Here is a 24,333-nt window from a genome sequence, read left to right on the forward strand (position 1 = left end):
GTGGCCTCTGATATCGACCTCTCGTCTGCCGGTGAGTGAATGCGTTTATACGAGGGCGATGCGTTAGGCTGGACAGATGGAGGCTAACTGTGGCTGGTAGTTCGGGGCTATTGATTCCGCTCGTCGCCGGTATCATTGGGCTCGGCGTCCTTGCACAGGTCCTCGCAGCACGCCTACGCGTGCCCAGCATTATCTTCTACCTGCTGGTGGGTGTCATCATCGGCCAGCCCGGACTGGGCATCATCGGTGACGGCACCTTCGGCGGGGCACTGTCGGCAATCGTCGGCTTAGCGGTCGCAATCATCGTTTTCGAAGGGGCCTATCACCTCCGATTCGACCGGCTACGCGAGGCTCCGGCCGCGACGTTCAGACTTGTTACCGTCGGTGCGGCTATCGCGCTTGTGGGCACCGCTATCGCCGTCAAGTTCGCGTTCAGCTCCGCGGCCGTCTCCTGGAACCTCGCGTTCCTGATCGGTGCGCTACTGGTTGCGACTGGACCGACGGTCATCACTCCGATTCTTGATGTCGTCCCGGTTCGAGACCGCGTCGCCGCTGCACTGGAGACGGAAGGGATTGTCAACGATGTGACCGCGGCTATCATCGCTGTCGTCATCTTCGAGACGGTTAATCCAGCCGTTGCCAGTGAGAGCCTACTACGAGGATTTGCGCTCCGACTGGGGACGGGGCTACTTGTCGGCCTCATCGTCGCCGGCGTCGTGTACTACCTCCTCCAGTACGTCGACCTCTCGCCCGGTGACGCACCGCGGAACTCCCGACTGCTCGTGCTCGCCGGGGCGCTCATCGCCTACGCGGGCGCGAACACGATAGCGACCGAGGCCGGCGTTGCCGCCGCCGCCACAGCGGGGATGGCGCTCGGTAACGTTGACCACCCGTACGAGGAGGACATCGAGGAGTTCAAAGGCGATATCACGCTGCTGGTGCTGTCGTTCGTGTTCATCGCACTGGCGGCGCAACTGGAATTGGCCTCACTCATTGATGTTGGGCTAGCGGGCATCATCGTCGTCCTCGCGGTCGCCCTGCTTATCCGACCGCTGCTGGTGTTTGTCTCGGCCGCTGGTGATCGGTTTACCACCAACGAGAAACTGTTCGTCAGCTTCGTCGGGCCGCGCGGTATTATTCCGGCGTCCGTCGCGACGCTGTTTGCCGTCGAACTGCACTCCGCAGCCGAGGAGGTCACCGGGGCACAGGCTGAACTACTGGGGACGCAGGCCGATATCCTGCTTGGCACTGTCTTTCTTGTTATCTTTGCGACCGCCCTGTTCGAGGGTGGACTGGCGCGATTCATCGCGGAAAAACTGGATGTGATACCAATGCGAGTCATCATCGTCGGCGGCGGACAGGTGGGCCGAGCGCTCGCCGCACGCCTCGAAGACCGGGGCGAAAACGTCGTCATCATCGAGGAGGAGGAAGAGATCGTCGAACGAGCCCGTAACGACGGCTATGCCGTCGAGATCGGCGACGGAACCGACACCGACGTGTTGCGGTCGGCCGGGGCTGAAAACGCCAAGACCGTCGTCGCGGCGACCGGTGACGACGACGCGAACCTGCTGGTGTCACAGCTGGCGAGTTCGAAGTTCGGCGTCGACCGGGTCATCGCCCGCGCGAACAACCCGGACAACGTCGAGGCCTTCGAGGACCTCGGCGTTCGGACCATCTCCTCAGCGATGGCGACGGCTTGGGCCATCGACAACCAAATCGAACGTCCGGCTATCGCCCACTGGATGACCGATGTCGGCCGCAGTGGGGATGTTCAGGAAGTCGAGGTCACCAATCCGGAACTCATCGGGAAGTCGATCCGCGATGTCGGTCCGATGCTGCCCGACGCCTGTCTGGTCGCGCTCGTCAGCGGCGAACTCCACGAGAACGCCGAAGTACCCACAGCAGACTACATCCTCGAAGAGGGCGATATGGTGACGCTGCTTGGCCGTCGAGAGTCCGTGCGTGACGGGATGAAGATGGTTAGCGGCGACTAGTCGTCAGTAAGATGGGCAACATCTGATTCCTCGACACCCTCTGTCCATGGCGACTCACCGCGGTCGCCATCAGTTTTGTACGTCCCACGAGCGCTCGCGATGTGATGGCCATCGGTGTCATACACTTCTGCATCGACGACTGAGACGCTCCCGCCGCTTCGGAGCACCTCTGCCTCAGTCCGCAGATCAGCGGTTGCCGGCGCGAGATAATCAATCCGCATGTCGACTGTCGGTGAGACGGTGCCGGATTGCGAGATGACGGCCGCCCCGCCGACGGTATCCACGAGTGAGTACGTGACGCCGCCGTGTGCGATTATCGATTCAGGGTTCGAGGAGTGGCCGTCCTCCAGCGGGAGTTCGCCAGCCGCATAACCGTCATCGACAGCCGTGATCTCCATCCCTAGCTGCTTGACAAACGGGATGTCGTTGAACATCGATTTGAGACTCATGGCTATCTCCACGGAATCGAGTCAGATAAGCCTCCGAGAACAATCAACAACGGGTCGAGTGTGGTCGTTATTCGGGACACGACTTCCTGTCAGTCCCCTGCTACCGCTCCGTCCACGCTCTCGTCGCTCTCCGTGGCTTCTTCTGGAAGTAGATGCTCCGGGCGACGCAGGTAGCTCGGCTTCTGTGCGAACGCTTCGATTCGCTCCCACTCCTCGGGTGTGATGTGACCGTCCATATACAGTATCCACTGTTGACACTACTTTAATCCTTGTAATAAAATCTAAAATAAATTGTAGTGGATTATCACCTACTATAGGGAGCTACCACTATCGTAGTGGGCGTCTGTTACTGAGGATGAGGGGTCGGTGTACTTCGACGGCCTTGCTACCGGCGTCTGATTCCACTCATTACCCCTCTTTGCCCCCCGATGACCTAATATGATTTTAGGCAGATATGTGGGTACTACTATATGTTGGCCGTCGCTACCAGATTCTATGCAACCACAGCGGGCAACGTACGTAAAGAAAGCCTGTGCCTACATCACCAGAAACGGGTCGGAACTGCTGGTGTTCGACGGGCCGGGCCACGACGGGCTACAGATACCGAAGGGAACCGTTGAACCGGGAGAAAGACCGCGGGTAGCCGTACAGCGAGAGGCTGTCGAGGAGAGCGGTCTCGCCTCATTCGAGCGTCTGCAACACATCGCCACCGATGTCTGGACGCGCCGCGAGTCGCCACCGAAGCGATACGTGCGGTCGTTCTACCACCTCCCTGTCCACGAATCCCGGGATCACTGGGTCCACACCGTCACCGGGACGGGCGAGGAACGCGGTGCAGAGTTCGAGTTCTCGTGGGTCGACCTCCAGACCGATGCCACCTTCGCACTCGATCTTGACGACTATCTCCACTCTCTGACGAGTCCCGCTGAGGCGACGACAGCCGGCGATGTGGCTGCCGATTAACGACTTCTTCTCTCAAATATCGCTCGTGCAAGCGCCACAGCGGTCGCAAATGACGGATTCATAAGCAACAGACTCGAAACCGACGGATTCGCAAACGATGTGCTGGGGTAGCATACTGAAACCGCGCTGACAGCGGCTGCTCAGGGCAGTCGGAACTCGATAGCCGCGCCCTGACCGAAGCCGACACACTCTGTCGCCAGACCCAGCTCCGCGTCGCGGCGGTTCATTTCGTGGACGAGCGTCACTGGAAGGCGCGCGCCAGAGGCCCCGAGCGGGTGGCCGATGGCGATTGCGCCGCCGTTGACGTTGTAGATGTCGTCGTCGAAGCCGAGTTCGCGCTGGCAGTACAGACACTGGGAGGCGAAGGCCTCGTTGAGTTCCACGAGGTCGTAATCGTCCGTTTCGCGGTCAGTTCGTTCGGTGAGTTTGCGAACGGCGGGGACCGGGCCGATCCCCATCACGGTCGGGTCAACACCGGCGACTTCGTGGGAGCCGATTTCCGCCAGAATGTCGAGTCCGCGGTCCTCCGCGAACTCACGGGAGGTGACCATCAGCCCTGCCGCACCGTCAGAGACCTGCGAGGCGTTGCCGGGTGTGACCGATCCATCCGACTTGAACACTGTCGGTAGCTGGGACAGCTTTTCGAGTGTGGTGTCAGGACGGATACCCTCGTCCGCTTCGAGCTGACCGTCCTCGGTATCGATCGGGACGATCTCGTCGTCGAAGCGACCGGACTCCGTCGCGTCGGCGGCGCGCTGGTGGCTCCGGAGCGCGTACTCGTCCTGTTCCTGCCGGGCGACCTCCATCTCGCTAGCGACCTTCTCAGCGGTCATTCCCATCTGGAGTTCGCCGATGTTGTAGTGTTCGGCCAGCCGCGGGTGGACGTTGTGCGTGTTTTCGTCCATCTGCACACGGGACATCGACTCCACACCGCCGGCGATGAGCACGTCGCGCTGGCCGGCCGCGATGGCGTCGGCGGCTCGCATCAGCGCTTCGGCGGAGGACGCACACCAGCGGTTAATCGTCGATGCGGGGACGCTCTCGCCGAGGTCCGACAACAGCGCGATGACCCGGGCCATGTTGTTGCCCTGTTCCCCGCGCTGCTGGGCACACCCCCACAGCAGATCGTCGACGTCATCGGCCTCGACGCCGGTCGACGCGAGCAACTGGTTGATAAGCGGCACCGAGAGGTCTTCGCTCCGGACGCCGGCGAGTGCGCCGTCCTCCTTTCCCTGTGGCGTTCTGACTGCGTCCACGATGACAGGTGTGGGCATGGACAACGGAACGTCTCGGCCTGTGTTAAAACCTGACAAACTCTACACAGCGGGGGAACCGTTGTCGGCCGACCGGCCTGACTGCGCCCCGACACGGTCGAGCAGCGGATTCACTCCGGTTCGAATCCCGGCGGGAGGCCGGCGTGTCTGAGCCCTTCCATCTCATCGATACGGAACCGGTAGACTGCGATGTCGCCGTCCTCGATAGCGTCCTCGAACAGCTCCGGCCGCCATGCCGTATCGAGCACGTCCGCGAAGTCGTCCCACTCGGACTCGGGGACGGCCTCGATACCGCCCTGTAACAGGACGCTCTCCCAGTGGAACATCGATTCGACTTTGTATACGAGCACGGCCGCATTCTCCGCCGCCTCGGTCAACTGTTGTTTACGGCTTGCTGACCCACCGATGAAGGTGAAATACAGCGCGCGGTCATCATCGTACCCGAACGACAGGGGAATCATGTACGGTCCGTTCTCGGTCGGTAGCCCCAGCACACCGACCCGCTGGTTCGACAGAAACGCCGCAATGTTGCTGTCGTCCATGCGCGTGAGTCCGGCCGCCTCGAGAGTATCTATTGTCATATAGGTGTAACTTCGACTGAAACCTGTTTAATTAATTCGGCTATTCCTCGCGGCGGAGAATTGCCCGCTGGAACGTGCCCGGTTGCCGCTACTCCTCCTGTGTTGCACCCGGAGCGTGGCGCTTGATCCGCTCAATGGCGGTCACGGCTTTGTTGCGTTCGGCGTACCCCTCACCGGAGTCCGCGATGATTTCGCCGTTGCGATGGCGGAGTCGCCAGCGCCACTCCTCGCCCCTGTCCTCGTACACTTCGAACGCTGCGCTCCCGATTTCTAGCAGATCAGCCTCGGCCGCGTACGACTGGACTCGCTCGATGGCATCCATGGCTTTCGACCGATTTGCGTACCCCTCGCCGCTGTCGGCGACGAGTTCGCTGTTGTCGGCCCGTAGCCGCCAGCGCCACTCCTCGGCAGCGTCCTCGTACACCTCGAAACGGTCATCGACCGCGGAGTCGGGTGCGAGTTCGCTGACTCGACGGGCCGCCCGCCGGGCGTTCGACCGGGAACTGTACCCCTCGCCGCTGTCGGCGAGGATGTTGCCGTTGCGGTGGAGCAAGCGCCAGCGGAACTCCCCGGCAGCGTCGGCGTACACCTCGTAAGCGACGGGGTCGACTTTGAGGTAGGCCGCGCCGGGAACGTATGCGCGGACGCTCTGCAGCGCTCGCCGGACGTTCGACTTCGAGGCGTATCCCTCACCGCTGTCGGCGAGGATATTGCCGTTATCGTGGCGCAAGCGCCAGCGGAACTCCCCGGCATTGTCCTCGAACAGTTCGAACGCGGCGTCGCTTTCGGGAGCCGGCACGACCGGTACGTCCTCGGCGGTGTCGTCCTCTGTCGCATCCTCGAAGAAAACGACAGCCCCGCCGGCGGCGTTGGACTGGACGCTACGGAGCCCCTGCATCGCCTTCTGGCGCGAGGAATACCCCTGTGCGCTGTCGGCGATGACGTTGGAGTTCCGATGGCGGAGCCGCCAGCGGTACTTGCCCGCCGCGTCCTCGTACAGTTCGAACGTCGCCTTGCTGTCCATCGCAGCCGCGATGGTGGCGTGGGCCGCGGCGAGTTCCGCCTCGGTCGCCTCGGTCACGGTCGCCAGTTCCTCGCGGGCGGCCTCGCTGGTCGCTAACTTCTCGGCCAGCCTGTTGCGCTCGCGGCTCGCCTGTTCGGCGGCCTGGGACTGTTGTGTCGCTTCCCGGGACGCCTGGTCGGCCTCCTGTGTGGCTTGCTCGGCCACTTCAGTTGCTTCCTGCGCCGTTTGAACGGCTTTGTCGTACGCTTCTTTTCGGCCAGTCAGCAGCGGGGAGACGACCGCGCCGACAGCCATCAGCCCGAGGCCGACGATGTATAGCGTCACTGCCGGGTTCCCCTCGGGGCCGGCCCAATTGGAGGGGTAGAACGTGGTGAACCACACCATCGCGACCAGTCCGACCACGGCCCCGAGGTATGTGAGTATCAGACCACGTCGTGTCAGCGGCAGCCTGATCGTCGGCCCGGCAAACAGCGAGATGAGCCCAATTGCACCGAGGAGATAGCCGAACTGCCGGGGCGTGCTCCGCGACGCTGTCAGATAAAACAGGAGGAGGCCGACGATACCGAGTACGATGCCGATGACGAACAGCCAGTAGCCGTACACCTCGTCGTCGGTCGTCGGCTCGCCGATGCGGTTCCGATACACCGAGATTAATTTGTTATTAGTTGCCACGTTGGAAACACACGGCGGTGGTATATTACCTTGGTGTCGGACATCGGGGCTTCGAGTGACTTATACCGGTTGCGTGGTAACATCAGTGGGAATGAGCAATCCGGAACTGGATGTCGTTGAGTTTCTGCTGACGGCCACTATTTACAGCGAGCGGCGGGACCTTGAGCCGGACGACCTGCCGGCCTCGTACCGGTCCGTCTTCTGGAGCGACGGCGAGATCGAACGGCCGCTGTCGGTCACCAACACGACCGCGAGCGAGGCCACCGGTGTCGAGCGACCCTGGGCGGCCATCTCCGGCCTGATGTTCACCGACCGCGACGATTTCTCGGGGAGCATTTCCATGACGGACCGCGACCTCGCCGAGGAGTGGTTCCTCGAACGGGTCGACGCCGCGGCGCTCGAAGACAATCCGGTCCTGGCGAAAGCCTTCGAGGACCATGTGGAGGGCGCTGACTACAAGCGGGCCCGCGAACAGAACCGACCGTCGCGTGCCGACCGCGCGTTTATCGACGCCAAACTGGAGGAGGCGTTCGACACCGACGACGAGGACGATGAGGAGATGCTCGACCTTGTCGACGTGCGCGCCCCTGAAGAGGTGGAGATGACGCTGGCTGACTTGGTGTTGACCACCGATCAGGAAGACGAGATCCAGAAGATCGTCAAGGCCATCGAGCACCGCGACTACCTCGCCCGGATCGGCCTGCGAGAGATCGGGAAACTCCTCTTTGTCGGCCCGCCGGGGACCGGCAAGACCAGCGTCGCCCGCGCGCTGGCCCATGACCTCGACCTTCCGTTCGTCGAGGTGAAGCTCTCGATGATCACCAGCCAGTACCTCGGCGAGACGGCCAAGAACGTCGAGAAGGTGTTCGAGGTCGCAAAGCGACTCTCGCCGTGTATCCTCTTCATGGACGAGTTCGACTTCGTCGCCAAGACGCGCTCCTCCGACGAACACGCCGCGATCAAGCGCGCTGTCAACACTCTCCTCAAGAGCATCGACGAGATTTCGCTTATTCAGGATGAGGTGTTGCTCATCGGCGCGACGAACCACCCCGACCAGCTTGACGCCGCCGCCTGGCGGCGCTTCGACGAGATCGTCAACTTCCCGAAGCCGGATAGCGGTATGCGCGCGGACATCCTCCGCATCGTCACCCAGCAGATGGAGATCGACGACTTCGACCCGGAGACACTGGCGGACCTCACCGAGGGGCTGACCGGCAGTGACCTCCGGCTCGTGCTCCGTGAGGCTGTCCTCAATGCTCTGACCGAGGAGCGGACCACGCTCACCCAGCAGGATCTTGAAGACGCTATCATCGACTTCGAGGAGCGGGACAACCTCAAGAACATGGACATGATGGACGGCGACGCCGACGCGTTGGTCGCCGGGAGCGGCGGCTTCTCCGGTGACGGCGGCAGTGATCACGACCACGATCACGACCACTGAGCGACGGCTTGCCCACTTAGACACCCGTTCTGGCTGTCGGTATGAGCGATTTACTTATCAATGCAGGAACCATTCGGTAGCCATGGCTGACAACGACGTGTTCACCGAGACAGACGAGCCGGCCGAGTCGTGGGTTGACGTTCGGATGACTGATCCCGATGAAGGCGAGTGGGACGTAGACGTGGTTATCGCGGAAAAGCAGGTCGAGTATGTCGACCTGCGCATCCGACCGGAGTTACTTGAGGGGTTCTTCGAGTGTCTGTTCGACGACCTCGCGGACGAGCGCGCCCGGTCCCTGCTGGCGGCGACGATGGAGCGACAGGGGATCGACCCGGCGAACCTGTTCGATAGCCAGTAACGAAAGCGAGGGGCTTAGGCGGGTCCCCCTCTGAAGGGATGGTAATGGAGGTCACGCTGCTTGGGACCGGCGACACGACGGGGACGCCGACTGTCCAGTGCGACTGTGACACGTGCGAACGGGCGCGCGACCCCGACGAGGAACTCCGGGCCCGCGTCCGCGAGCGTGGCATCGACCCCACGGGCGGCGTCGAACGGTCGCGCTTCTCCGTCGCCGTGGAGAACGACGAAACCGGCGAGTCACTACTGATCGACCTGAGTCCGGACTTCCGTCACCAGTTCCTCCGCGAGTCGGTCCCGCTGCCGGACGCGGCGATTATCACGCACGTTCACTTCGACCACCTCGATGGCCTCGGCAACGCCTACCGCCTGTTCGACGAACTGCCGGTCCACGCTGCCGACGAAACCGATCCGGTGACTGGTGCAAGCGTCGCCGAGAGCGTCCGGAGCCGCTATGACTATCTCGATACGGTCTCGGTCCACGCACAGACGCCGCTCAAGCCGTTCACCGTCGCTGGCTTCGAGGTGACGCTCGTCCCGGTCACGCACCCACCGCTTCTGTGTTACGGCCTGCGAATCGAGGAACCTCAGACCGGCGCAGTGCTGTCGATTTCCGGGGATACCTGCTACGACGTGCCCGACCGTTCGAAATCCGTCCTGACCGGGGCCGACCTCGCGCTCGTCGAGGGCATCGTCCACCCGGAGGCCTGCGAGTACCACCCGAAAGGCGGCACGCACCACGACGAAAACGGCGTGCCGCGGACCTTCGGCACGAAACACATGACCCTGCCCGGCGCGCGGGACTTCGCCGAAGACATTGCGGCCGACGACTACCGTATCGTCCACACGGCGCACTACGTCCCCGCGGACAGGGCCTTCGCTGACGACATCGGACTCGACGGCGAGCGGTTCACGCTCTGACTCCCGATTCGGCTCGGTGAAACGGACCGTAGCTTATAGGCCATGGCGGCTAATGCCGTTGTATGGACAGGCGCGGCATCGCGGAGGTCGGTGGGCTGTCGCTGGCTGGCGGCGTCCTTGCAATCGCCGTCCAGCAGGGTATCGTGGGCAGTATCGACTGGGTGCTGGTGGTGGGACTGGTCACCTGTGTCGGTATCGCGGCCGCGGCGAACTATCAGGCCAGAACGAAACATGCGGCGAAGGTCGCCACCGAAGCGCCGGCAGTGACCGAAGACAACTACGAACAGCACGGCCGTCCGACAGCCGGTGACGGCGGCTTACCGTCGGATGACGCGCCTTCAGGCGACGACGACCGGTAGCGGTGACGACTTCTCGCGGCTATCCGAACCGATCCAGCCCCGACTGACGACGCCTGCGTCCGTCTGGGTCCGCCCGCCACGGCGTCCGCTCGGCCCGAAGCGAGTCCCCGTCGACGGCCGGCGGGTCGGCTGCCTTGTACCCGCCGCAGTCCGGGCCGCACTCGTCGCTCTCGCGGACAGCGCGATCCTTCCACTGACAGTACGGAATCCCGTCACTGTCGGGTGAACAGCGCTCACACGCCGGATAGTCGAAACTCCGCCATCCCTTCCCATACGCTCGCTCGGCCAGTCGCCGGCGTGCGCGAGCCTTTTCAGAAGCGTTGACTATCCCCACGTCTGTCCGGATCGCCCGCTCGTCGAGGAGTTCGACGCCGGCGTCGTCGGTCGCCAGTGGTGTCGCCTCCCGACGGACGTCTATCGTTCCGCTGTCGGCGTCGAACCGCCAGACACCGACTTCCTCGGGAATCCGGTTGAGGTGCGCCCCGGTAACGTAGGAGGCCGTCGCCAGCACGACGCGGTCGGCAAGCGCGAGCGAGACGTCGGTCCGCAACTGTGATTCCAGGTCGCCGGGCCGACGCAGGTCCGGCTTGTTCTCGATGGCGACGATGTCGCCGACCCAGTCGGGGTACCGCGTCGTCTGTCGGACGTACGTCCGGCCGCCGCGACGCTCGCGCTCGAAGAAGCCCCGATCGACCGCCAGTTCGACGGCCCGCTCGGCGCGGTCGGGGTGACAGTCGAAGGCGTCCTTCCAGTACCGCGCCCGACCCGGGCCAACGTCGCTTTCGATGGCCGCCGTCGGTAGTCGTTCGGGAGTGATGGCCGCCCGCTCGTCGAACTCGGGGCCCGGCTCAACGACGACGGTATCGAGGACGCGCCGGCCGTGGATAGCGCCGCCGAGCTGGCGGCTCACCAGTCGACCCTCGCGTTCGAGGTGGGCACACAGTGCCAGTTCGAAGTCGAACTCCCGCACGACCGGAGGCAGGGCTGGGACGGGCAAAAGCCCCGTGCTCGGTTACCGGGTGGCGACAAGGAAACAGGTCAGCGCCGCCAGTGCGAGAACCGGACTCTGCGAGAGTATCGTCAGCAAGCCGAGGTAGACCGTCAGAACGCCGAGGAGGGAACGAACGGTCAGCGGTGGATACGTCGGCCTGTACAGTTCGGGGTCGGCGTAGGGTGCAGGCTGATACATTACAGTGAAACAATGGTCCCGAACGCCGATAAGCATAATCTGAATGATATTTCTGCAACAGACGCGGACAGAGGCTCTCCTGAAGACGATTTCAGTCAGCCGAAAAACAGCTCACCCCCATAAGACAGACAGTACAACCGGCGGACCGGCTCAGTGCTCGCAAGCCTGTCGCTCGAACTTGGTCGGCTGGAGGTTGCCGTCCAGATAGGCGGTCAGTTCCGCCTCGGCCAGCGGAACCCGGACCGTGAGCCGCCACGGGTCGGTGTCTTCAACGCTGGTGTACTGGTCGTCGACACACCAGGGGAGCGTCCAGTAGGGTCGACTCGACAGATCGACGCCGTGGTCGTCGTAGAACGCTGCAACGCGGGAGTTATCGAGTAGCGTCAGTCCGACAGGCGAACAGAGTTCGTGGCGACACCGTTCGCAGACGAACTCGGCGCGGATCGACACATCGAGACAGCAGTCGCCATCGCGGGAGATCTCTGTCCCCATCCGACCGGCGCAGTCCGGGCAGACCCCGTCGGCGGCCAGACAGTGGAGGTGTCGCACCCGCTCGGCGAAGGCCGTCGCGACTTCCGTCGGTGTCCGGTCGACCAGACCGCCCGGCGGGAACGGGTACTCGCCGTGAGCCTTCCCGCAGTCCTCGCAGTCGATAGCGAACTGCTCGTCGGCGTACTCGGCTAGCAGACCGCCGCCACACCGCGTACAGGCCCCGGTCACCGAGAACGGGTCGATGTCGGGCGTCCGAGTGAACGTTCCCGCCCGCACCGCGCGGATGACCTGCGCCCCGGCGTGCCGGAGGTCGTACCCGTCAGTTCCCTGGCTGACGAACTGATCAGTGAGCTCCTGTAAGTGATAGTTGAACTGCCCGCTGTCGGCTAGCTCTACGGCGTCGAACAACTCCGAGAAGCGAACTGGTCGGTCGTCTGCGCGCCACAGGGCCTCCAGAATGTCCAGGCGCGTCTCGCTCGCGATGACCGAAAACGCTGTCGCCGGGTCAATGTCGGCATCCGTTTCGGGGGACTCATCGACTCGCATCGTGCATGAACCTGTCCCCGCATAAACAAAAGCGTTCACAGAAACACAGTTACGTAACAGCACCGACATGAACGCGTCACGATTACTTCAGCGTCCCCGTCTAGTCAACGAGCAGGGTTCGACCGGTTCGACCGGTTCGTCACGGATGGTGGTATGACTGGTCGTTGACTCCGACGTTCTCTTAACGGCGATAGCCGGTGTAATCTCCGACTCGCGCAGTCCGCGGCTCGTGCGCAGCGATGGGATCGCGTCGCTATATCCGGGCCGATACCGAGCAATCCGGTGATGTTGCCGCTGTCAGCAGGGACAATATCGGCGATTGAACCGGGGTCGACGGGCCGCAAACAGTAGGTTTATCAATTGCACGCGGCGAAAATCCACCAAGATTACTCTCGAAATGACATCGAACAAACAACCGGAGGTGAACATCGGACTCGTTGGGCACGTCGACCACGGAAAGACGACGCTCGTACAGGCGCTGTCCGGCGAATGGACCGACCAGCACTCCGAGGAGATGAAGCGCGGTATCTCTATCCGACTCGGCTACGCCGACGCGACGTTCCGTCGCTGCCCGGAGGCCGAGGAGCCGGAGGCCTTTACCGTCGACGAGCACTGCGACGACCACGACGTCGACACCGACCACCTCCGGACGGTGTCGTTCGTGGACGCGCCCGGACACGAGACGCTGATGGCCACCATGCTGTCCGGCGCGGCCATCATGGACGGGGCCGTTCTCGTCATCTCGGCGACCGAGCCTGTCCCGCAGGCCCAGACCGAGGAACACCTGAGCGCGCTCGATATCATCGGTATTGACAACATCGTCATCGCCCAGAACAAGGTCGACCTCGTCGACGAGGAGCGGGCAATGCAGAACTACGAGCAGATTCAGGAGTTCGTCGAAGGGACCGTCGCCGAAGGCGCACCGGTTGTCCCCATCAGCGCAGGTCAGGAGGCCAACATCGACCTGCTCATTGAGGCTGTCCAGTCCGAGATTCCGACGCCGGAACGGGACCCCGACGAGGACGCCCGCATGATGGTCGCACGCTCGTTCGACATCAACCGTCCCGGCACGACCTGGGACGACCTGATGGGCGGCGTGCTCGGCGGCTCGCTCGTTGGCGGCCAACTGGACGTTGACGACGAGATCGAACTCCGCCCTGGCCGTGAGGTCGAGGAAGGCGGCAAGACGGAGTGGCAGCCCGTGACGACGACGGTCCGCTCGCTCCAGTCCGGCGGCGACTTCGTGGACACGGTTACGCCGGGTGGCCTGCTCGGCGTCGGGACTGGGCTCGACCCCGCTATCACGAAAGGCGACGCGCTCGCCGGCCAGGTCGCCGGGCCGCCCGGTAGCCTCCCGCCGGTCCACGAGACGTTCACGATGGACGTGGACCTGCTGGAACGCATCGTCGGCGACGACGGCGGCGAGGTCGACGAAATCTCGACCGGTGAACCGCTCATGCTGACTATCGGCACCGCCACCACGGTTGGGTCGGTCACGAGCGCGCGCGACGACGAATGTGAAGTCGCGCTCAAGCGCCCGGTCTGTGCGGCCTCGGGCTCGAAGATCGCCATCAACCGCCGTGTCGGCGCTCGATGGCGGCTCATCGGTGTCGGCACGCTGCGGTGATGATCGTGCTGGATACGAACGCACTGATGATGCCGGTCGAATGCAACGTGCGCCTGTTCGAGGAACTCGACAGGGTGCTGCCGGATGCGACGGACTACGTGGCGCCCGCCGCCGTCCGCGACGAGCTGGCGAAACTGGCCGATGGCGCCGGCGCGGAAGCGACGGCCGCTTCTGTCGGGCAGGACCTGCTCGACCGGTGTACAGTTCGGGAGACGACGGCGGACTACGCGGACGATGCCGTCCTCGAACTGGCACAGGCAGACGATGCGACACACGCAGTCACGAACGACAACCCCCTCAAACGACGCCTGCTGGACGCGGGCGTTCCAGTAATTAGTTTAAGGGGCCGGAACAAACTGGGTATCACTCAACCATAACACATGTATAAACGGGTACGCCTACGCGATACGGTCGAAGTCCCGCCACGCTTTCTGGCGGAGGTCAGTCCGGGGCTGGTCAAACGGCTCCTGCAAGAGAAGCTCGAAGGACGAATGGACGAGGACGTCGGCAGCGTCGTCTCCGTCATCGAGGTCCACGACATCGGTACCGGTGCCGTGCTGCCGAACAAGCCCGGCGTCTACTACGAGGCCGAGTTCGACGCCCTCACGTTCGACCCACAGATGCAGGAAGTGGTCGACGGGGAGGTCGTCGAGGTCGTCAACTTCGGGGCCTTCATCGGCATCGGGCCGGTCGACGGTCTGCTCCACGTCTCCCAGATCTCCGACGAGTATCTGGCCTACGACGAGGAGAACCAGCAACTCGCCTCCCGCGAGTCCAACCGGACGCTCACCGTTGGTGACGCCGTCCGGGCGCGTATCGTCACCAAGAGCATCGACGAACGCAACCCACGTGACTCCAAGATCGGCCTGACGGCGAAACAGGTTGGCTTGGGCAAGCACGGCTGGCTCCAGGAGGAGCGCGAGCGCCGTGAAGGCACGGCGGAAGCCGGTGATAGCTGATGGCGGACCGACTCGTCTGTCGCGACTGTCACCGCGTCCAGAGCGCGGAGATCGAAAGCCAGTGTGAGGCCTGCGGCGGCACCGCACTGACCGAGGACTGGGCCGGCTACGTCGTCATCGCCCACCCGGAGCGGTCCGACATCGCCGAGGAGATGGAAGTGACCGAGCCGGGCAAGTACGCGCTGAAAGTCCGCTAACGTGTCCGACGTCGTTCTCGAACTCCCGAGTGCCTTGCGGCACGAGCTAAAAGAGCCGCTCGGACGGATTTATACCGACACAGCGGCGCTGCTGGCCGATGCCGGTGAACCCATCATCGCCGTCGGCGACATGGTCACGTACCATCTCATCGAGGCCGGGCGGACGCCCGACCTCGCGCTGGTCGACGAACGGACCAAACGCTCGGCCGTCGACGCGGACGTGGCAGCGGCAATTGATGGCTTTGACCGGACGCTCCCGGTCGACAACCCACCCGCGACGCTCACTGCTGAACTGCTTACTGCGCTCAGGGATGGTCTCGACAGTGACGGGACGACTCTTCTGGATGTTGACGGCGAGGAGGACCTCGCCACGCTCCCCGCAGTGCTCGCCGCGCCCGCCGGAGCCAGCGTTGTGTACGGCCAGCCGGACGAGGGGATGGTGCTGGCCGACTGCGATGACGCAGCCCGGGACCGGGTCCGGTCGCTACTGGAGCGGATGGACGGTGACGCCGAGCGAGCGACTGCACTCGTGTCGAGCTAACCAGCAAAAAACGCGGACGGGTTTTATTCCGGCCGTGGGACGCTGAGATTCTGCATTTCTGTCTCACAGCGGCCACACGAAACTGTCGAGCGCTCGCTACAGAGGCGCTTCCCACAGTCCGGGCATTCGAACAGCTGTTCGTCATCGTCACATGGGGCGGGGTCTGACCACGTTGGCATACTTGAGACTAATTAGCATTTGTCACGGCATAAACTTTGCTCATACCGAAATAAAAGACAACACCCGTCCAGAGAAAGTGGACGTACGTTCACTCAAGAACGTGGATGTGCCTGACCAGCGAGCGATGAACGCGCCGCTTGAAGTAATCAGTGACAGCCCAGCCCGCGCCGGTCGCGGCCTCGCGCCAGTCGCGGTCGGCGACGAGGACACATCGCTCTGCGACGCGGGTGGCTTCGCCGAGCGCACCGGACACGAGTGGGGCCAGTTCCCCCTCAATACGAGACTGACGACCGTAGGGAGCATCGAAGACGACGGCGTCGACGGCGTCGTCGGCAACCGGTAGTGCGGACGCATCGGAGCGGAACACCCCCCACTCGCCCGCTTCCGGGTACGATGCTCGGTTGGGGTGGCCGTCGCCGTCGAGTGCGTAGGCCAGGTTCTCGCGCGTCCCCGAGACCATCTTTTTCTGTGCGTCGCCGCCGACCACGTCGGCCCCGACCAGCCCCGCCTCTAGCAGGAGGCCGCCGGTGCCACACATTGGGTCCAGTACCGTCGCATCCGGGCCGGCCCCAGCGATGTTGACCAGCGCGCGGGCTTCGAGCGGGTCCATGCTGCCGGGCTGGAAGAACGGGCGCTCGGTCGGCTGGCGGCCCCCGAAGTCTCGTACGCTCCCGGTGGTAAGCCAGCCCAGCGCACAGCAGGCCTCGCCGGTCCCGCCCTCCTCGTCGCCCGCGGGGTCCGAGAAGTGGGCATAGAGAACGTGGTCTGGGTTGTCGAGGTCGACGGCGAAGCCGCGGTCGGTGAGCACACCGCCCAGCGTCCGTTCGGCCTGTTGGGTGTCGATACCGGTGCTCGCTCGCACGTCGACCGCACGCACGGCGACGCTCCCCTCGCGGTCGATTGTTGCGGCCGACAGCAACGCGGCGGCGCTCTCGATGTCCGGGTCCGAGGTTCCGATCAGGTCACAGGCCCGGTGGGTGAACGCGAGGTGGCGAACGCGGTCGCTGATGCCCCGTGCCGTCGCCAGTCCGGGGGCGAGCACGTCGACGGCGCTCGCGGCGCTTGCGGCTTCCCGCCGCGCGAACGCGTCATCCTGCCCGCCGAGTTCGAGGACGTACACGCCCGAGCGGTGTGGGCGAGCGGCTATGAGCGTGCCGGTCGCGCCCGGGAACAAAACGCACAAGCGAGCGGCTGCCGAACCCCGAGTATGCTTCAGTCCGGGTTCTCCAGCCTGACCGGCGGCGGTATCCTTGCGGTCCTCGTGACTGTCCTTGTCACCTGGCTCTTTTACGCCCTCACGCTTCACTTGGCTGCGACGTTTTTTATCGGCGACGTGCCGAGCCAACTCGCCGCAAAGGCCGCCCTCGCGCCAGCGATCGTCTCGCTGATCCTCCAACGCTGGGGCGTCGAGTCCGGCGTCGTTTCGGCCGACCTCGGCGTTGCGGTCGTCCTGTTGCTCACCCTCGTCGCCGACGGGATCGCCATCAGCCTCTCCTATCGGCTGTCGACCCGATCGACGGCCCCGCTCGTGGCGCTGCATCTGGCGTTTGCGGCGGTGCTCGGGTTCGCGCTAAACAACATTTTCATGTTCTTCTGACTCTCCGAGCTGGGAATGTGGTGGGAGTGTCTGTGGAATGCGGGCGCGGAGCGGAGTGTGGTGCATACCGCGCCGGAGGCGCGGTTTCGCTCCGAGTGCGGCCGCAGGCCGCGACCCGGAGGTCGCTTTTAGCGTAGATTTCTGCGAACCCGCTCCCCACAGCGCGCTCTACGAGCGCGCGAGGAGATGGGGTGACGTAAAAAGGTACTATTCAACCAGTCGTTCTATCTCTGTGACGAGGATGTCGCTCGCGCCCACGTCCTTGAGCGAGCTAATGGTCTCGAAGACAGCACGCTCCTCGACGACGGCGTGGACGGCGAGCTGGTCGGAGCCGGCGATGTCCATCACAGTGGGGCCGCCCATCCCCGGAAGCACGTCTTCCACGTCGTCAAGGGCGTCCTCGGGGGCGTTCATCATCAGATAGCGTTTGTCTTCGGCAGCGAGGACGGAGCCAAGCGCGGTGTCGACCTGCTGGACCTTTTCGTTGTCAGCGGTGTCTTCGCGGGCGAACAGACGGACGGAGCTTTCGAGCACCTCGTCGACGACGGCCAGCCGGTTCATCCGGAGCGTGGTCCCGGTCGAGGTGATATCGACGATGCCGTCGGCGATGTCGACATGGGGGGTCAGTTCCGTCGCGCCGGACACTTCGGTTACGTCGACGTCGACGTCGACCCGGTCGAAGTATTGGCGGGTGATTTTAGGGAACTCCGTGGCGATGCGGCCGTCCTCGAAGTCGTAGACGGTTTCGATGTCGCTGTCCTCCGGCGCGGCGAGGACGAGGCGACAGCGGCCGAAATCGAGGTCACGGAGTTCGACGAGGTCGTCGGTGTCGGACTCACGGACCTGATCGAGGCCGGTGATACCCACGTCGGCAGCGCCGTCCGCAACATACTCAGGAATGTCGGCGGCGCGGGCGTACAGGACGGTTACGTCCGGATCGACAGTATCGGCGTGCAGTTGGCGGTCGGCCCCGTCGACCAGATGGAGGCCGGCCCGTTCGAGCAGTTCCTCGCTTGGTTCGTGCAGGCGGCCCTTGTTGGGGACGGCGATTCGCATACGCCTACTGGCAGGCCGTGGTGCAACTGTCTTTCCCCTCAGGCTGGCCGAAGCTGTGGGCGGAGCCGTTACAGGCGGTCCCGGCGTGGGAGGACAACGAAGGTAGCCGCAGCCAGCAGTGTCAGGCCAGCCAGACCGTAGAACGCGAGAGCAAACAGGTTCTGGTCGGCTAGCAGACCGACGGCCGTCGAGCCCAGCGAACTGATCCCGAAGAAGCCGGTCCGGAGCAGGCCCCAGCCGGTCCCTTCGGCGGTGTCAGGCAGCGTATCGACGATGTAGGCGTTCAGCTAGCGGGCCGACGCTCATCCGAACCCCGATGAGGCCGGAGACGATGGCCAGCGGCACGACGCCGCGGACGGACGGAATGAGCACGAGTGGAACAGTACTGACGAGCGCGACAGCCGTCAGGACACTGGGCGTTCCGTATCGGTCGGCGACCCGGCCGGTAACCGTCTGTGAGAGCGCGCCACCGACGAACAGCACCGAGAGGAGCGCCCCGGCGGTCCCCTGTGAGAGGTCCCTGACTGTGACCAGATATGTCGTGAGAAACGCTGTCACGGCCTGAAAGGCAAACAGCATCAGTGTCTTGCCGGAGACCGACAGCACGAGCCGACGGTTGCGAAAGCCGGTGAGGACTATTCGGAGGTCCTGCCGGAGGCTCCGTTTGGACTCACCGGTCGGGCGGTCCGAGACTGAGAGCCAGAGCGCGCCGGCGACAAGGATGAACAGCGGAGCGGCGCTGGCAAGCGCCAGCCGCCAGCCGTACCGTGTGGTGACGAACGCGGCGACGGCAGGCAGTGTGGCCGCGCCGAGAGAACCGGCCGCCATTACGACACCGAAGGCGGTCCCCTCGCGGGCGTCGAACGTCCGTGAGAGCGCGGTCCCGCGGGTCGGGCCGTACACCCCAGTTCCGAGCCCGAACGCGCCCGTTGCGATGAGGAACAGCGAGAAGACCGGCGCGAAGAAGTAGCCCAGCAGCCCGACGCCCGACAGCAACGCTGCGGCTACCAGCAGTGTCCGCTCCCCAATTCGGTCGATCAGCACCCCGGCCGGAAACTGTACCGCCGCGTATGTGAGCCAGAGTACTGTGACTGCGAGCCCTGCCTGTGCGTTCGAGATGACGAACTCCTCGCGTATCGTCGGCAGCACCGCAGGGACGACAAACCGCATCCCGAGAACGAGAAACCAGCCGGCAGCGACGGCAAGCAGCATTCGGCCTGGGCTTCCGTGCCGCATGGCGTTGACCCGTTGTCGGAGTTGCTCTGCCGCCGCCATTCTCTTGCCAATCCGAACGCGCCGGAGCCGAAAGACCCCTGCGGAACAGGCACTGCTGTCACTGCGACACCCGCCGATAAACGTGGCAACACGCCACACAACGACGGCGTGGACCCGGCGAACTAAGGCCCGCGGTTGCGAAGTCACCGTCATGAGCGAACTTCTCGTCACCGGCGGGCAGGTCCTCCGACCTGACCTGACCGTCGAGCGTGCGGATGTACTGGTTTCACAGGACAGCGGCGACATCGTGGCCGTCGACGAACCGGGCACACTGGACGGCGACGATGAACTCGATGCTAGCGACGGCTTAGTCATCCCCGGTCTGGTTAACGCTCACACCCACGTCGCGATGACGCTGCTGCGCGGTCTTGCGGACGATAAGCCCCTCGACGCTTGGCTGCAGGAGGATGTCTGGCCCGTCGAGGCGGAACTGACCGCCGACGACATCCGTGCCGGGGCAGAACTTGGGCTGGTCGAAATGATCCGGTCGGGGACGACAGCACTGTCGGATATGTACTTCGAGGTCGAGGAGATCGCAGATGCAGTCGATCAGGCCGGGATGCGCGCAGTCCTGGGTTTCACCGCGGTCACCGTCGGCAAGGACGACGAGGCCGCGCGGTCTGACCTTCGGGAGAGTCTCGACGTAGCTCGGAAACTCGACGGTGCGGCTGATGGCCGAGTTCGGACGACGTTCCAGCCACACTCGCTCACGACCGTCGGCGAGGAGTTCCTCAGTGAGTTCGTCCCGCAGGCCCTCGACGACGACCTATCGATCCACTTGCACGCCAACGAGACACGCGACGAGGTGACGCCTATCGTCGACGAACACGGACAGCGCCCGCTCGCCTACGCCGACGACATCGGCCTGCTGGATGGCGACACGTACGTGGCCCACGGCGTCCACGTCGACGATAGCGAAATCGACTTGCTGGCAGAGACGGGTACCGGCGTCGCTCACTGCCCGGCCTCGAACATGAAGCTCGCAAGCGGGATGGCACCGGTACAGGACCTGCTGGATGCCGGCGTCACCGTGGGTCTCGGAACCGACGGCGCAGCCTCGAACAACGATCTCGATATGTTCGATGAGATGCGCGACGCGGCGATGATCGGAAAGCTCGCGGCTGACGACGCCAGCGCGGTCGATGCTGGCACTGTCGTCGAAATGGCGACCGCAAACGGCGCGGCTCTGCTGGGCTTCGACAGCGGCCGCATCGAAGCCGGCGCGAACGCCGACCTAGCGGTCATCGACCTCGACGCCCCGCACCTGACGCCAGCCCACGACCTCGTATCGCACCTTGCCTACGCCGTCCACGGGAGCGACGTGCGCCACACGGTCTGTGACGGCGAGGTCCTCATGCGGGACCGCACTGTCGAGGTGTTCGACGAGGGAGCCGTCCGCGAACGAGCCAGCGATCATGCGGCCGCGCTGGTCGAACGAGCCGGCGACTGAACAGGCGAAATAAACGCTGAGAGATATTTTTAAACGGTATACCTACTTTTCAGCCGGTTTTTTCGATCCCGCAAACGGCCTGAACGGGATGAACGGGAGGGGGTGTTTATCGCTCTCTCGGCGAACGTATCGGCTACGATGCGCACCAAACTCTTTGCACTGTACGCCGCTGTCGGACTGACATTGCTGGCCGTCGGTCCGGGACTGGCGGCCGCTGCGGACTCGGCCGGCAACACCAGCGCAGGGAACACCCTCGCTGTCGGTGTTTCACAGGCTGACGACGGCAGCGCGACGGTATCGGTCACACAGAACGAGACGGGCGTCGAGAACACCTCAGTTGCCGTGGAGACGGCTGACAATACCTCCTACGCTGGGTCAGGAAACTACACGACCGACAGTGACGGGACGGTTGGACTGCCTGCCCCCGAGCAGAACGTGACGGTCGACGTGACGGCGACGACCGACAATCACACTGCGACGACGACGGCGGACCTGACCGTCGCGCCGAACGCCACCAACATGACCGAGTTCGACACCTTCGGACTCGAAGTGTCGGCCTACGTGAGCGATGTGCTGAGCGACGAGAACCGGACCGGCGGTATCGGACCGGCCGTTGCCAGCTTCGTGACCGCGAACAACCCCGGCAACGCGCCGGACCACGCCGGCCCGCCTGCGGCAGTCACCGGTGAAAACGAGTCCGACGACAACGAGACCCACCCCAGCGAACGACAGGGTCCGCCGGCCGACATCTTCGGTGACGACGAGAACGAGACCGGGGACGAAAACGAGACAGACGACCGCCGCGGCCCGCCCGAGGACGCCGGACCACCCGAAGACCGCGGTCCGGACAGCGATGACGCGGAGAACGAAACTGACGACGAAAACGAGACGGACGACGACCGTCGTGGTCCGCCCGAAGACGCTGGGCCGCCCGAGGACCGCGATGACGACGACGTGGAGAACGAGACTGAAGACGACGAGAACGAAACCGAGGAACCGGAAGATGAGACGGAAGATGCGGTAGAGGAAGATGAGACGGAAGAGCAAGACGAGGACGACGATGCTGACGACGACAACGACAGCGACGATGCTGACGACGGCGACCGCGGTCGACCGGACGACGCCGGCCCGCCGGATGAACGCGGTAACTGAACGGCTTCGGTAGCGTTTTAGGAACTCTCTTCCTCTATCGTGACATGACGACGCCTATTTCGGAGCAACTTGACGACCTCGACGAGGCTCGCGATTCCGGCCGCCGAAAGATGGACTGGGCTATCCAGCATATGCCCATCTGCGGCGCGCTCCGCGAGGAGTTCGAGGCCGAGCAGCCCTTTTCGGGCGAACGCATCGGCATGGCGATGCACGTCGAAGCCAAGACCGCTGTCCTCGCGGAAATCCTCGCGATCGGTGGCGCGGAAGTCGCCATCACCGGCTGTAACCCGCTCTCGACCCACGACGACGTGAGCGCCGCACTTGACGCTGTTGACGGCATCACTTCCTACGCCGAGCGCGGTGTCGACGACGAGGAGTACTACGAGGCTATCGAGGCTGTTATCGGCCACAAGCCGACCATCACCGTCGACGACGGGATGGACCTCGTCGCGGCCATCCACGAGGACTATCCGGAACTCATCGACACCATCATCGGTGGGGCAGAGGAGACGACGACCGGCGTCCACCGACTGCGCGCGATGGACGATGACGGCGAACTCGACTACCCCGTGTTCGCGGTCAACGACACGCCGATGAAGCGCCTGTTCGACAACGTCCACGGCACCGGCGAATCCTCGCTGGCCTCGATTGCAATGACGACGAACCTCTCGTGGGCCGGCAAGACCGTCGTCGTCTCCGGGTACGGTGACTGCGGCAAAGGTGTCGCGAAGAAAGCCAGCGGACAGAACGCCGACGTGATCGTCACCGAAGTTGAGCCCCGCCGCGCGCTCGAAGCCCACATGGAAGGCTACGAGGTCAAGCCGATGGCCGAGGCCGCCACCGAGGGCGACGTGTTCATCACGACGACCGGCAACCGCGACGTCATCGTCGAGGAGCACTTCGAGGCGATGCAGGACGGCGTCCTGCTCGCCAACGCCGGCCACTTCGACGTGGAGGTGGACCTCGACGCCCTGTCGGACCTTGCCGTCGACACCTACGAAGCCCGCGACGGCGTCCAGACCTACGAGATGGCCGACGGCCGCCGCCTGAACGTACTGGCCGAGGGCCGTCTGGTCAATCTCGCGACGCCTATCGCACTGGGTCACCCCGTCGAGGTGATGGACCAGAGCTTCGGCGTGCAGGCCGTCTGTGTCCGCGAACTGGTCGAAAACGGCGACGACTACGAGGCCGGTGTCCACGCTGTCCCGGACCGACTCGACAAGGAGGTCGCGGAGATCAAACTCGACGCTGAGGGCGTCGACTTCGATTCGCTGACCGATACGCAGGCCGAGTACATGGATTCCTGGCAGCACGGGACGTAGCGAGATTCTGAGCGGTGCGAAGAATCTCGAATCGGAACGGGGAGCGAAGCGACCCGTGGAGGACACAGAGTGGTTCGAGCGGAGCGAGCGGTCTCCAGACTACAACGTCGACGAGACTGCCACACGATAACCGTGCTGGTAACCTTGTTGAATCGATTTAGGATTCAAACACTCGGTCTTCGACACCACGATGATTAGTGTCGGCGCTGATGTGCGAGTATGGCTGTCCACGAGACCGCTCAGGTTGAGAATGCGACGCTGGGAACTGTCGAGATTCGAGAATACGTGACAATCCACGACGCCAACATAGATGACGGCGTCCAGATTTACGAGGGGGCCTCGATCAAGAAGGCGACTATCCACGGACCGACCGATATCAATGCAAACGCCTACGTCGAGAAGGCAACGGTCGGCGAGTCCGTCCAGATCGGACCCAACGCCTCCATCGTCGGCGTAACCCACGACCTCACCGACGCGGGCATGGAGTTCCAGAACGACACGTTCGATGAGATAGTCCTCGAGAACGGAGCTTTCGTCGGCGCTGGTGCGGTGGTCCTTCCGGGTGTCACGGTCGGCGAAAACGCCGTTGTCGGGGCCGGGACCACTGTAACCGAAGATGTCCCGTCCGAGACTGTGGTCCGGAGCGCCACGGAAACGGTACAGCGCTCCCTCTGAGTCGAAAAAATGCCGGTTTCCACTTCCCGGTGAACGGTCG

27 protein-coding genes and 1 pseudogene are annotated in these 24,333 nt (G+C 63.9%); 16 read left to right on the forward strand and 12 right to left on the reverse strand.

Annotation, left to right across the window (positions count from 1 at the left end; genetic code table 11):
* Nucleotides 1–89 precede the first annotated feature (89 nt).
* Nucleotides 90–1,994, forward strand: coding sequence for a cation:proton antiporter domain-containing protein (locus tag ACODNH_RS10825; protein WP_306710178.1), 1,905 nt, complete (start codon nt 90–92; stop codon nt 1,992–1,994).
* Here the strand turns inward: ACODNH_RS10825 and ACODNH_RS10830 are convergent.
* On the reverse strand, nt 1,991–2,443 hold the full coding sequence (locus ACODNH_RS10830; RefSeq protein ID WP_306710180.1) for a PaaI family thioesterase: 453 nt from the start codon (nt 2,441–2,443) through the stop codon (nt 1,991–1,993). The two genes, ACODNH_RS10825 and ACODNH_RS10830, sit on opposite strands and share 4 nt — an antisense overlap.
* A gap of 89 nt (nt 2,444–2,532) precedes the next feature.
* Nucleotides 2,533–2,679 (reverse strand): hypothetical protein, encoded by a 147-nt coding sequence (locus ACODNH_RS10835; RefSeq protein ID WP_306710182.1) that lies wholly within the window; start codon nt 2,677–2,679, stop codon nt 2,533–2,535.
* 259 nt (nt 2,680–2,938) lie between these two features.
* On the opposite strand from ACODNH_RS10835, the gene ACODNH_RS10840 reads away from it, so the two are divergent.
* Complete coding sequence (locus ACODNH_RS10840) at nt 2,939–3,406, forward strand: NUDIX hydrolase (protein WP_306710184.1); 468 nt, start codon at nt 2,939–2,941, stop codon at nt 3,404–3,406.
* Between the two features lie 140 nt (nt 3,407–3,546).
* Here ACODNH_RS10840 and ACODNH_RS10845 read toward each other — a convergent pair whose 3' ends face one another.
* The 3 genes from ACODNH_RS10845 to ACODNH_RS10855 all read right to left on the reverse strand — a co-directional run bounded on the left by ACODNH_RS10845 (nt 3,547) and on the right by ACODNH_RS10855 (nt 6,930).
* Nucleotides 3,547–4,680: a thiolase family protein gene (locus ACODNH_RS10845; protein WP_146417720.1), complete on the reverse strand. Its 1,134-nt coding sequence runs from the start codon at nt 4,678–4,680 to the stop codon at nt 3,547–3,549.
* Nucleotides 4,681–4,790: 110 nt separating this feature from the next.
* Nucleotides 4,791–5,261 (reverse strand): pyridoxamine 5'-phosphate oxidase family protein, encoded by a 471-nt coding sequence (locus ACODNH_RS10850; protein ID WP_306710187.1) that lies wholly within the window; start codon nt 5,259–5,261, stop codon nt 4,791–4,793.
* An 88-nt stretch (nt 5,262–5,349) separates the two neighbouring features.
* The gene (locus ACODNH_RS10855; protein ID WP_306710480.1) at nt 5,350–6,930 is read right to left on the reverse strand and encodes a DUF1508 domain-containing protein; all 1,581 of its coding nucleotides are present in this window, start codon (nt 6,928–6,930) and stop codon (nt 5,350–5,352) included.
* Between the two features lie 118 nt (nt 6,931–7,048).
* Here ACODNH_RS10855 and ACODNH_RS10860 point away from each other — a divergent pair, with 118 nt between their 5' ends.
* From ACODNH_RS10860 to ACODNH_RS10875, 4 genes are all read left to right on the forward strand, one after another.
* The gene (locus tag ACODNH_RS10860; RefSeq protein WP_306710189.1) at nt 7,049–8,398 is read left to right on the forward strand and encodes an ATP-binding protein; all 1,350 of its coding nucleotides are present in this window, start codon (nt 7,049–7,051) and stop codon (nt 8,396–8,398) included.
* An 82-nt stretch (nt 8,399–8,480) separates the two neighbouring features.
* Entirely contained in the window at nt 8,481–8,756 is a 276-nt protein-coding gene (locus ACODNH_RS10865) for a hypothetical protein (protein ID WP_306710191.1), read from the forward strand.
* A 44-nt stretch (nt 8,757–8,800) separates the two neighbouring features.
* A complete protein-coding gene (locus ACODNH_RS10870) occupies nt 8,801–9,676 on the forward strand; it encodes an MBL fold metallo-hydrolase (RefSeq protein ID WP_306710193.1) in 876 nt (291 codons plus the stop codon).
* 62 nt (nt 9,677–9,738) lie between these two features.
* Nucleotides 9,739–10,035 (forward strand): hypothetical protein, encoded by a 297-nt coding sequence (locus ACODNH_RS10875; protein ID WP_306710195.1) that lies wholly within the window; start codon nt 9,739–9,741, stop codon nt 10,033–10,035.
* A gap of 19 nt (nt 10,036–10,054) precedes the next feature.
* Here the strand turns inward: ACODNH_RS10875 and ACODNH_RS10880 are convergent, their stop codons facing one another.
* The 3 genes from ACODNH_RS10880 to ACODNH_RS10890 all read right to left on the reverse strand — a co-directional run bounded on the left by ACODNH_RS10880 (nt 10,055) and on the right by ACODNH_RS10890 (nt 12,262).
* Nucleotides 10,055–11,005: a DUF5787 family protein gene (locus ACODNH_RS10880; RefSeq protein ID WP_306710196.1), complete on the reverse strand. Its 951-nt coding sequence runs from the start codon at nt 11,003–11,005 to the stop codon at nt 10,055–10,057.
* Between the two features lie 42 nt (nt 11,006–11,047).
* Nucleotides 11,048–11,224, reverse strand: coding sequence for a hypothetical protein (locus tag ACODNH_RS10885; RefSeq protein ID WP_306710198.1), 177 nt, complete (start codon nt 11,222–11,224; stop codon nt 11,048–11,050).
* Between the two features lie 150 nt (nt 11,225–11,374).
* Nucleotides 11,375–12,262, reverse strand: a complete 888-nt coding sequence (locus ACODNH_RS10890) for a DUF7351 domain-containing protein (RefSeq protein WP_306710200.1) — start codon at nt 12,260–12,262, stop codon at nt 11,375–11,377.
* 397 nt (nt 12,263–12,659) lie between these two features.
* Here ACODNH_RS10890 and ACODNH_RS10895 point away from each other — a divergent pair, with 397 nt between their 5' ends.
* The 5 genes from ACODNH_RS10895 to ACODNH_RS10915 are packed head-to-tail and all read left to right on the forward strand — an operon-like array spanning nt 12,660 to nt 15,586.
* The gene (locus ACODNH_RS10895; RefSeq protein ID WP_005536660.1) at nt 12,660–13,889 is read left to right on the forward strand and encodes a translation initiation factor IF-2 subunit gamma; all 1,230 of its coding nucleotides are present in this window, start codon (nt 12,660–12,662) and stop codon (nt 13,887–13,889) included.
* Nucleotides 13,889–14,266, forward strand: coding sequence for a DUF188 domain-containing protein (locus ACODNH_RS10900; protein WP_170082589.1), 378 nt, complete (start codon nt 13,889–13,891; stop codon nt 14,264–14,266). Before ACODNH_RS10895 ends, ACODNH_RS10900 begins: the two co-directional genes overlap by 1 nt.
* Before the next feature lie 3 nt (nt 14,267–14,269).
* Nucleotides 14,270–14,848: a DNA-directed RNA polymerase gene (locus tag ACODNH_RS10905; RefSeq protein WP_004516007.1), complete on the forward strand. Its 579-nt coding sequence runs from the start codon at nt 14,270–14,272 to the stop codon at nt 14,846–14,848.
* A complete protein-coding gene (spt4, locus tag ACODNH_RS10910; protein WP_004960449.1) occupies nt 14,848–15,045 on the forward strand; it encodes a transcription elongation factor subunit Spt4 in 198 nt (65 codons plus the stop codon). The genes ACODNH_RS10905 and spt4 overlap by 1 nt, the downstream gene beginning before the upstream one ends.
* Before the next feature lies 1 nt (nt 15,046).
* On the forward strand, nt 15,047–15,586 hold the full coding sequence (locus tag ACODNH_RS10915) for a GTP-dependent dephospho-CoA kinase family protein (protein ID WP_306710205.1): 540 nt from the start codon (nt 15,047–15,049) through the stop codon (nt 15,584–15,586).
* 23 nt (nt 15,587–15,609) lie between these two features.
* Here ACODNH_RS10915 and ACODNH_RS10920 read toward each other — a convergent pair whose 3' ends face one another.
* Nucleotides 15,610–15,765 (reverse strand): rubrerythrin-like domain-containing protein, encoded by a 156-nt coding sequence (locus tag ACODNH_RS10920; protein ID WP_004960444.1) that lies wholly within the window; start codon nt 15,763–15,765, stop codon nt 15,610–15,612.
* 89 nt (nt 15,766–15,854) lie between these two features.
* A complete protein-coding gene (locus ACODNH_RS10925) occupies nt 15,855–16,886 on the reverse strand; it encodes a TIGR01177 family methyltransferase (RefSeq protein ID WP_306710208.1) in 1,032 nt (343 codons plus the stop codon).
* Nucleotides 16,887–16,973: 87 nt separating this feature from the next.
* Here ACODNH_RS10925 and ACODNH_RS10930 point away from each other — a divergent pair, with 87 nt between their 5' ends.
* Nucleotides 16,974–17,363, forward strand: coding sequence for a DUF7473 family protein (locus ACODNH_RS10930; protein WP_004590159.1), 390 nt, complete (start codon nt 16,974–16,976; stop codon nt 17,361–17,363).
* Nucleotides 17,364–17,570: 207 nt separating this feature from the next.
* Here ACODNH_RS10930 and hisG read toward each other — a convergent pair whose 3' ends face one another.
* Nucleotides 17,571–18,419 carry an ATP phosphoribosyltransferase gene (gene hisG / locus ACODNH_RS10935; protein WP_306710209.1) on the reverse strand — a complete coding sequence of 283 codons (849 nt, stop codon included), beginning with the start codon at nt 18,417–18,419 and terminating at the stop codon, nt 17,571–17,573.
* A gap of 68 nt (nt 18,420–18,487) precedes the next feature.
* Nucleotides 18,488–19,631, reverse strand: a pseudogene (locus tag ACODNH_RS10940) (MFS transporter).
* Nucleotides 19,632–19,845: 214 nt separating this feature from the next.
* Between ACODNH_RS10940 and ACODNH_RS10945 the strand changes: the two are divergent.
* The 4 genes from ACODNH_RS10945 to ACODNH_RS10960 all read left to right on the forward strand — a co-directional run bounded on the left by ACODNH_RS10945 (nt 19,846) and on the right by ACODNH_RS10960 (nt 24,293).
* Complete coding sequence (locus ACODNH_RS10945) at nt 19,846–21,144, forward strand: amidohydrolase (RefSeq protein WP_434531366.1); 1,299 nt, start codon at nt 19,846–19,848, stop codon at nt 21,142–21,144.
* Between the two features lie 138 nt (nt 21,145–21,282).
* Nucleotides 21,283–22,296 (forward strand): hypothetical protein, encoded by a 1,014-nt coding sequence (locus tag ACODNH_RS10950; RefSeq protein ID WP_434531367.1) that lies wholly within the window; start codon nt 21,283–21,285, stop codon nt 22,294–22,296.
* A 44-nt stretch (nt 22,297–22,340) separates the two neighbouring features.
* Nucleotides 22,341–23,618: an adenosylhomocysteinase gene (locus tag ACODNH_RS10955; RefSeq protein WP_306710218.1), complete on the forward strand. Its 1,278-nt coding sequence runs from the start codon at nt 22,341–22,343 to the stop codon at nt 23,616–23,618.
* Between the two features lie 219 nt (nt 23,619–23,837).
* Nucleotides 23,838–24,293 (forward strand): acyltransferase, encoded by a 456-nt coding sequence (locus tag ACODNH_RS10960; protein ID WP_434531368.1) that lies wholly within the window; start codon nt 23,838–23,840, stop codon nt 24,291–24,293.
* The last annotated feature ends 40 nt before the right edge of the window (nt 24,294–24,333 follow it).

Source organism: Haloarcula sp. NS06 (genome assembly GCF_051122755.1).
GTDB lineage: Archaea > Halobacteriota > Halobacteria > Halobacteriales > Haloarculaceae > Haloarcula.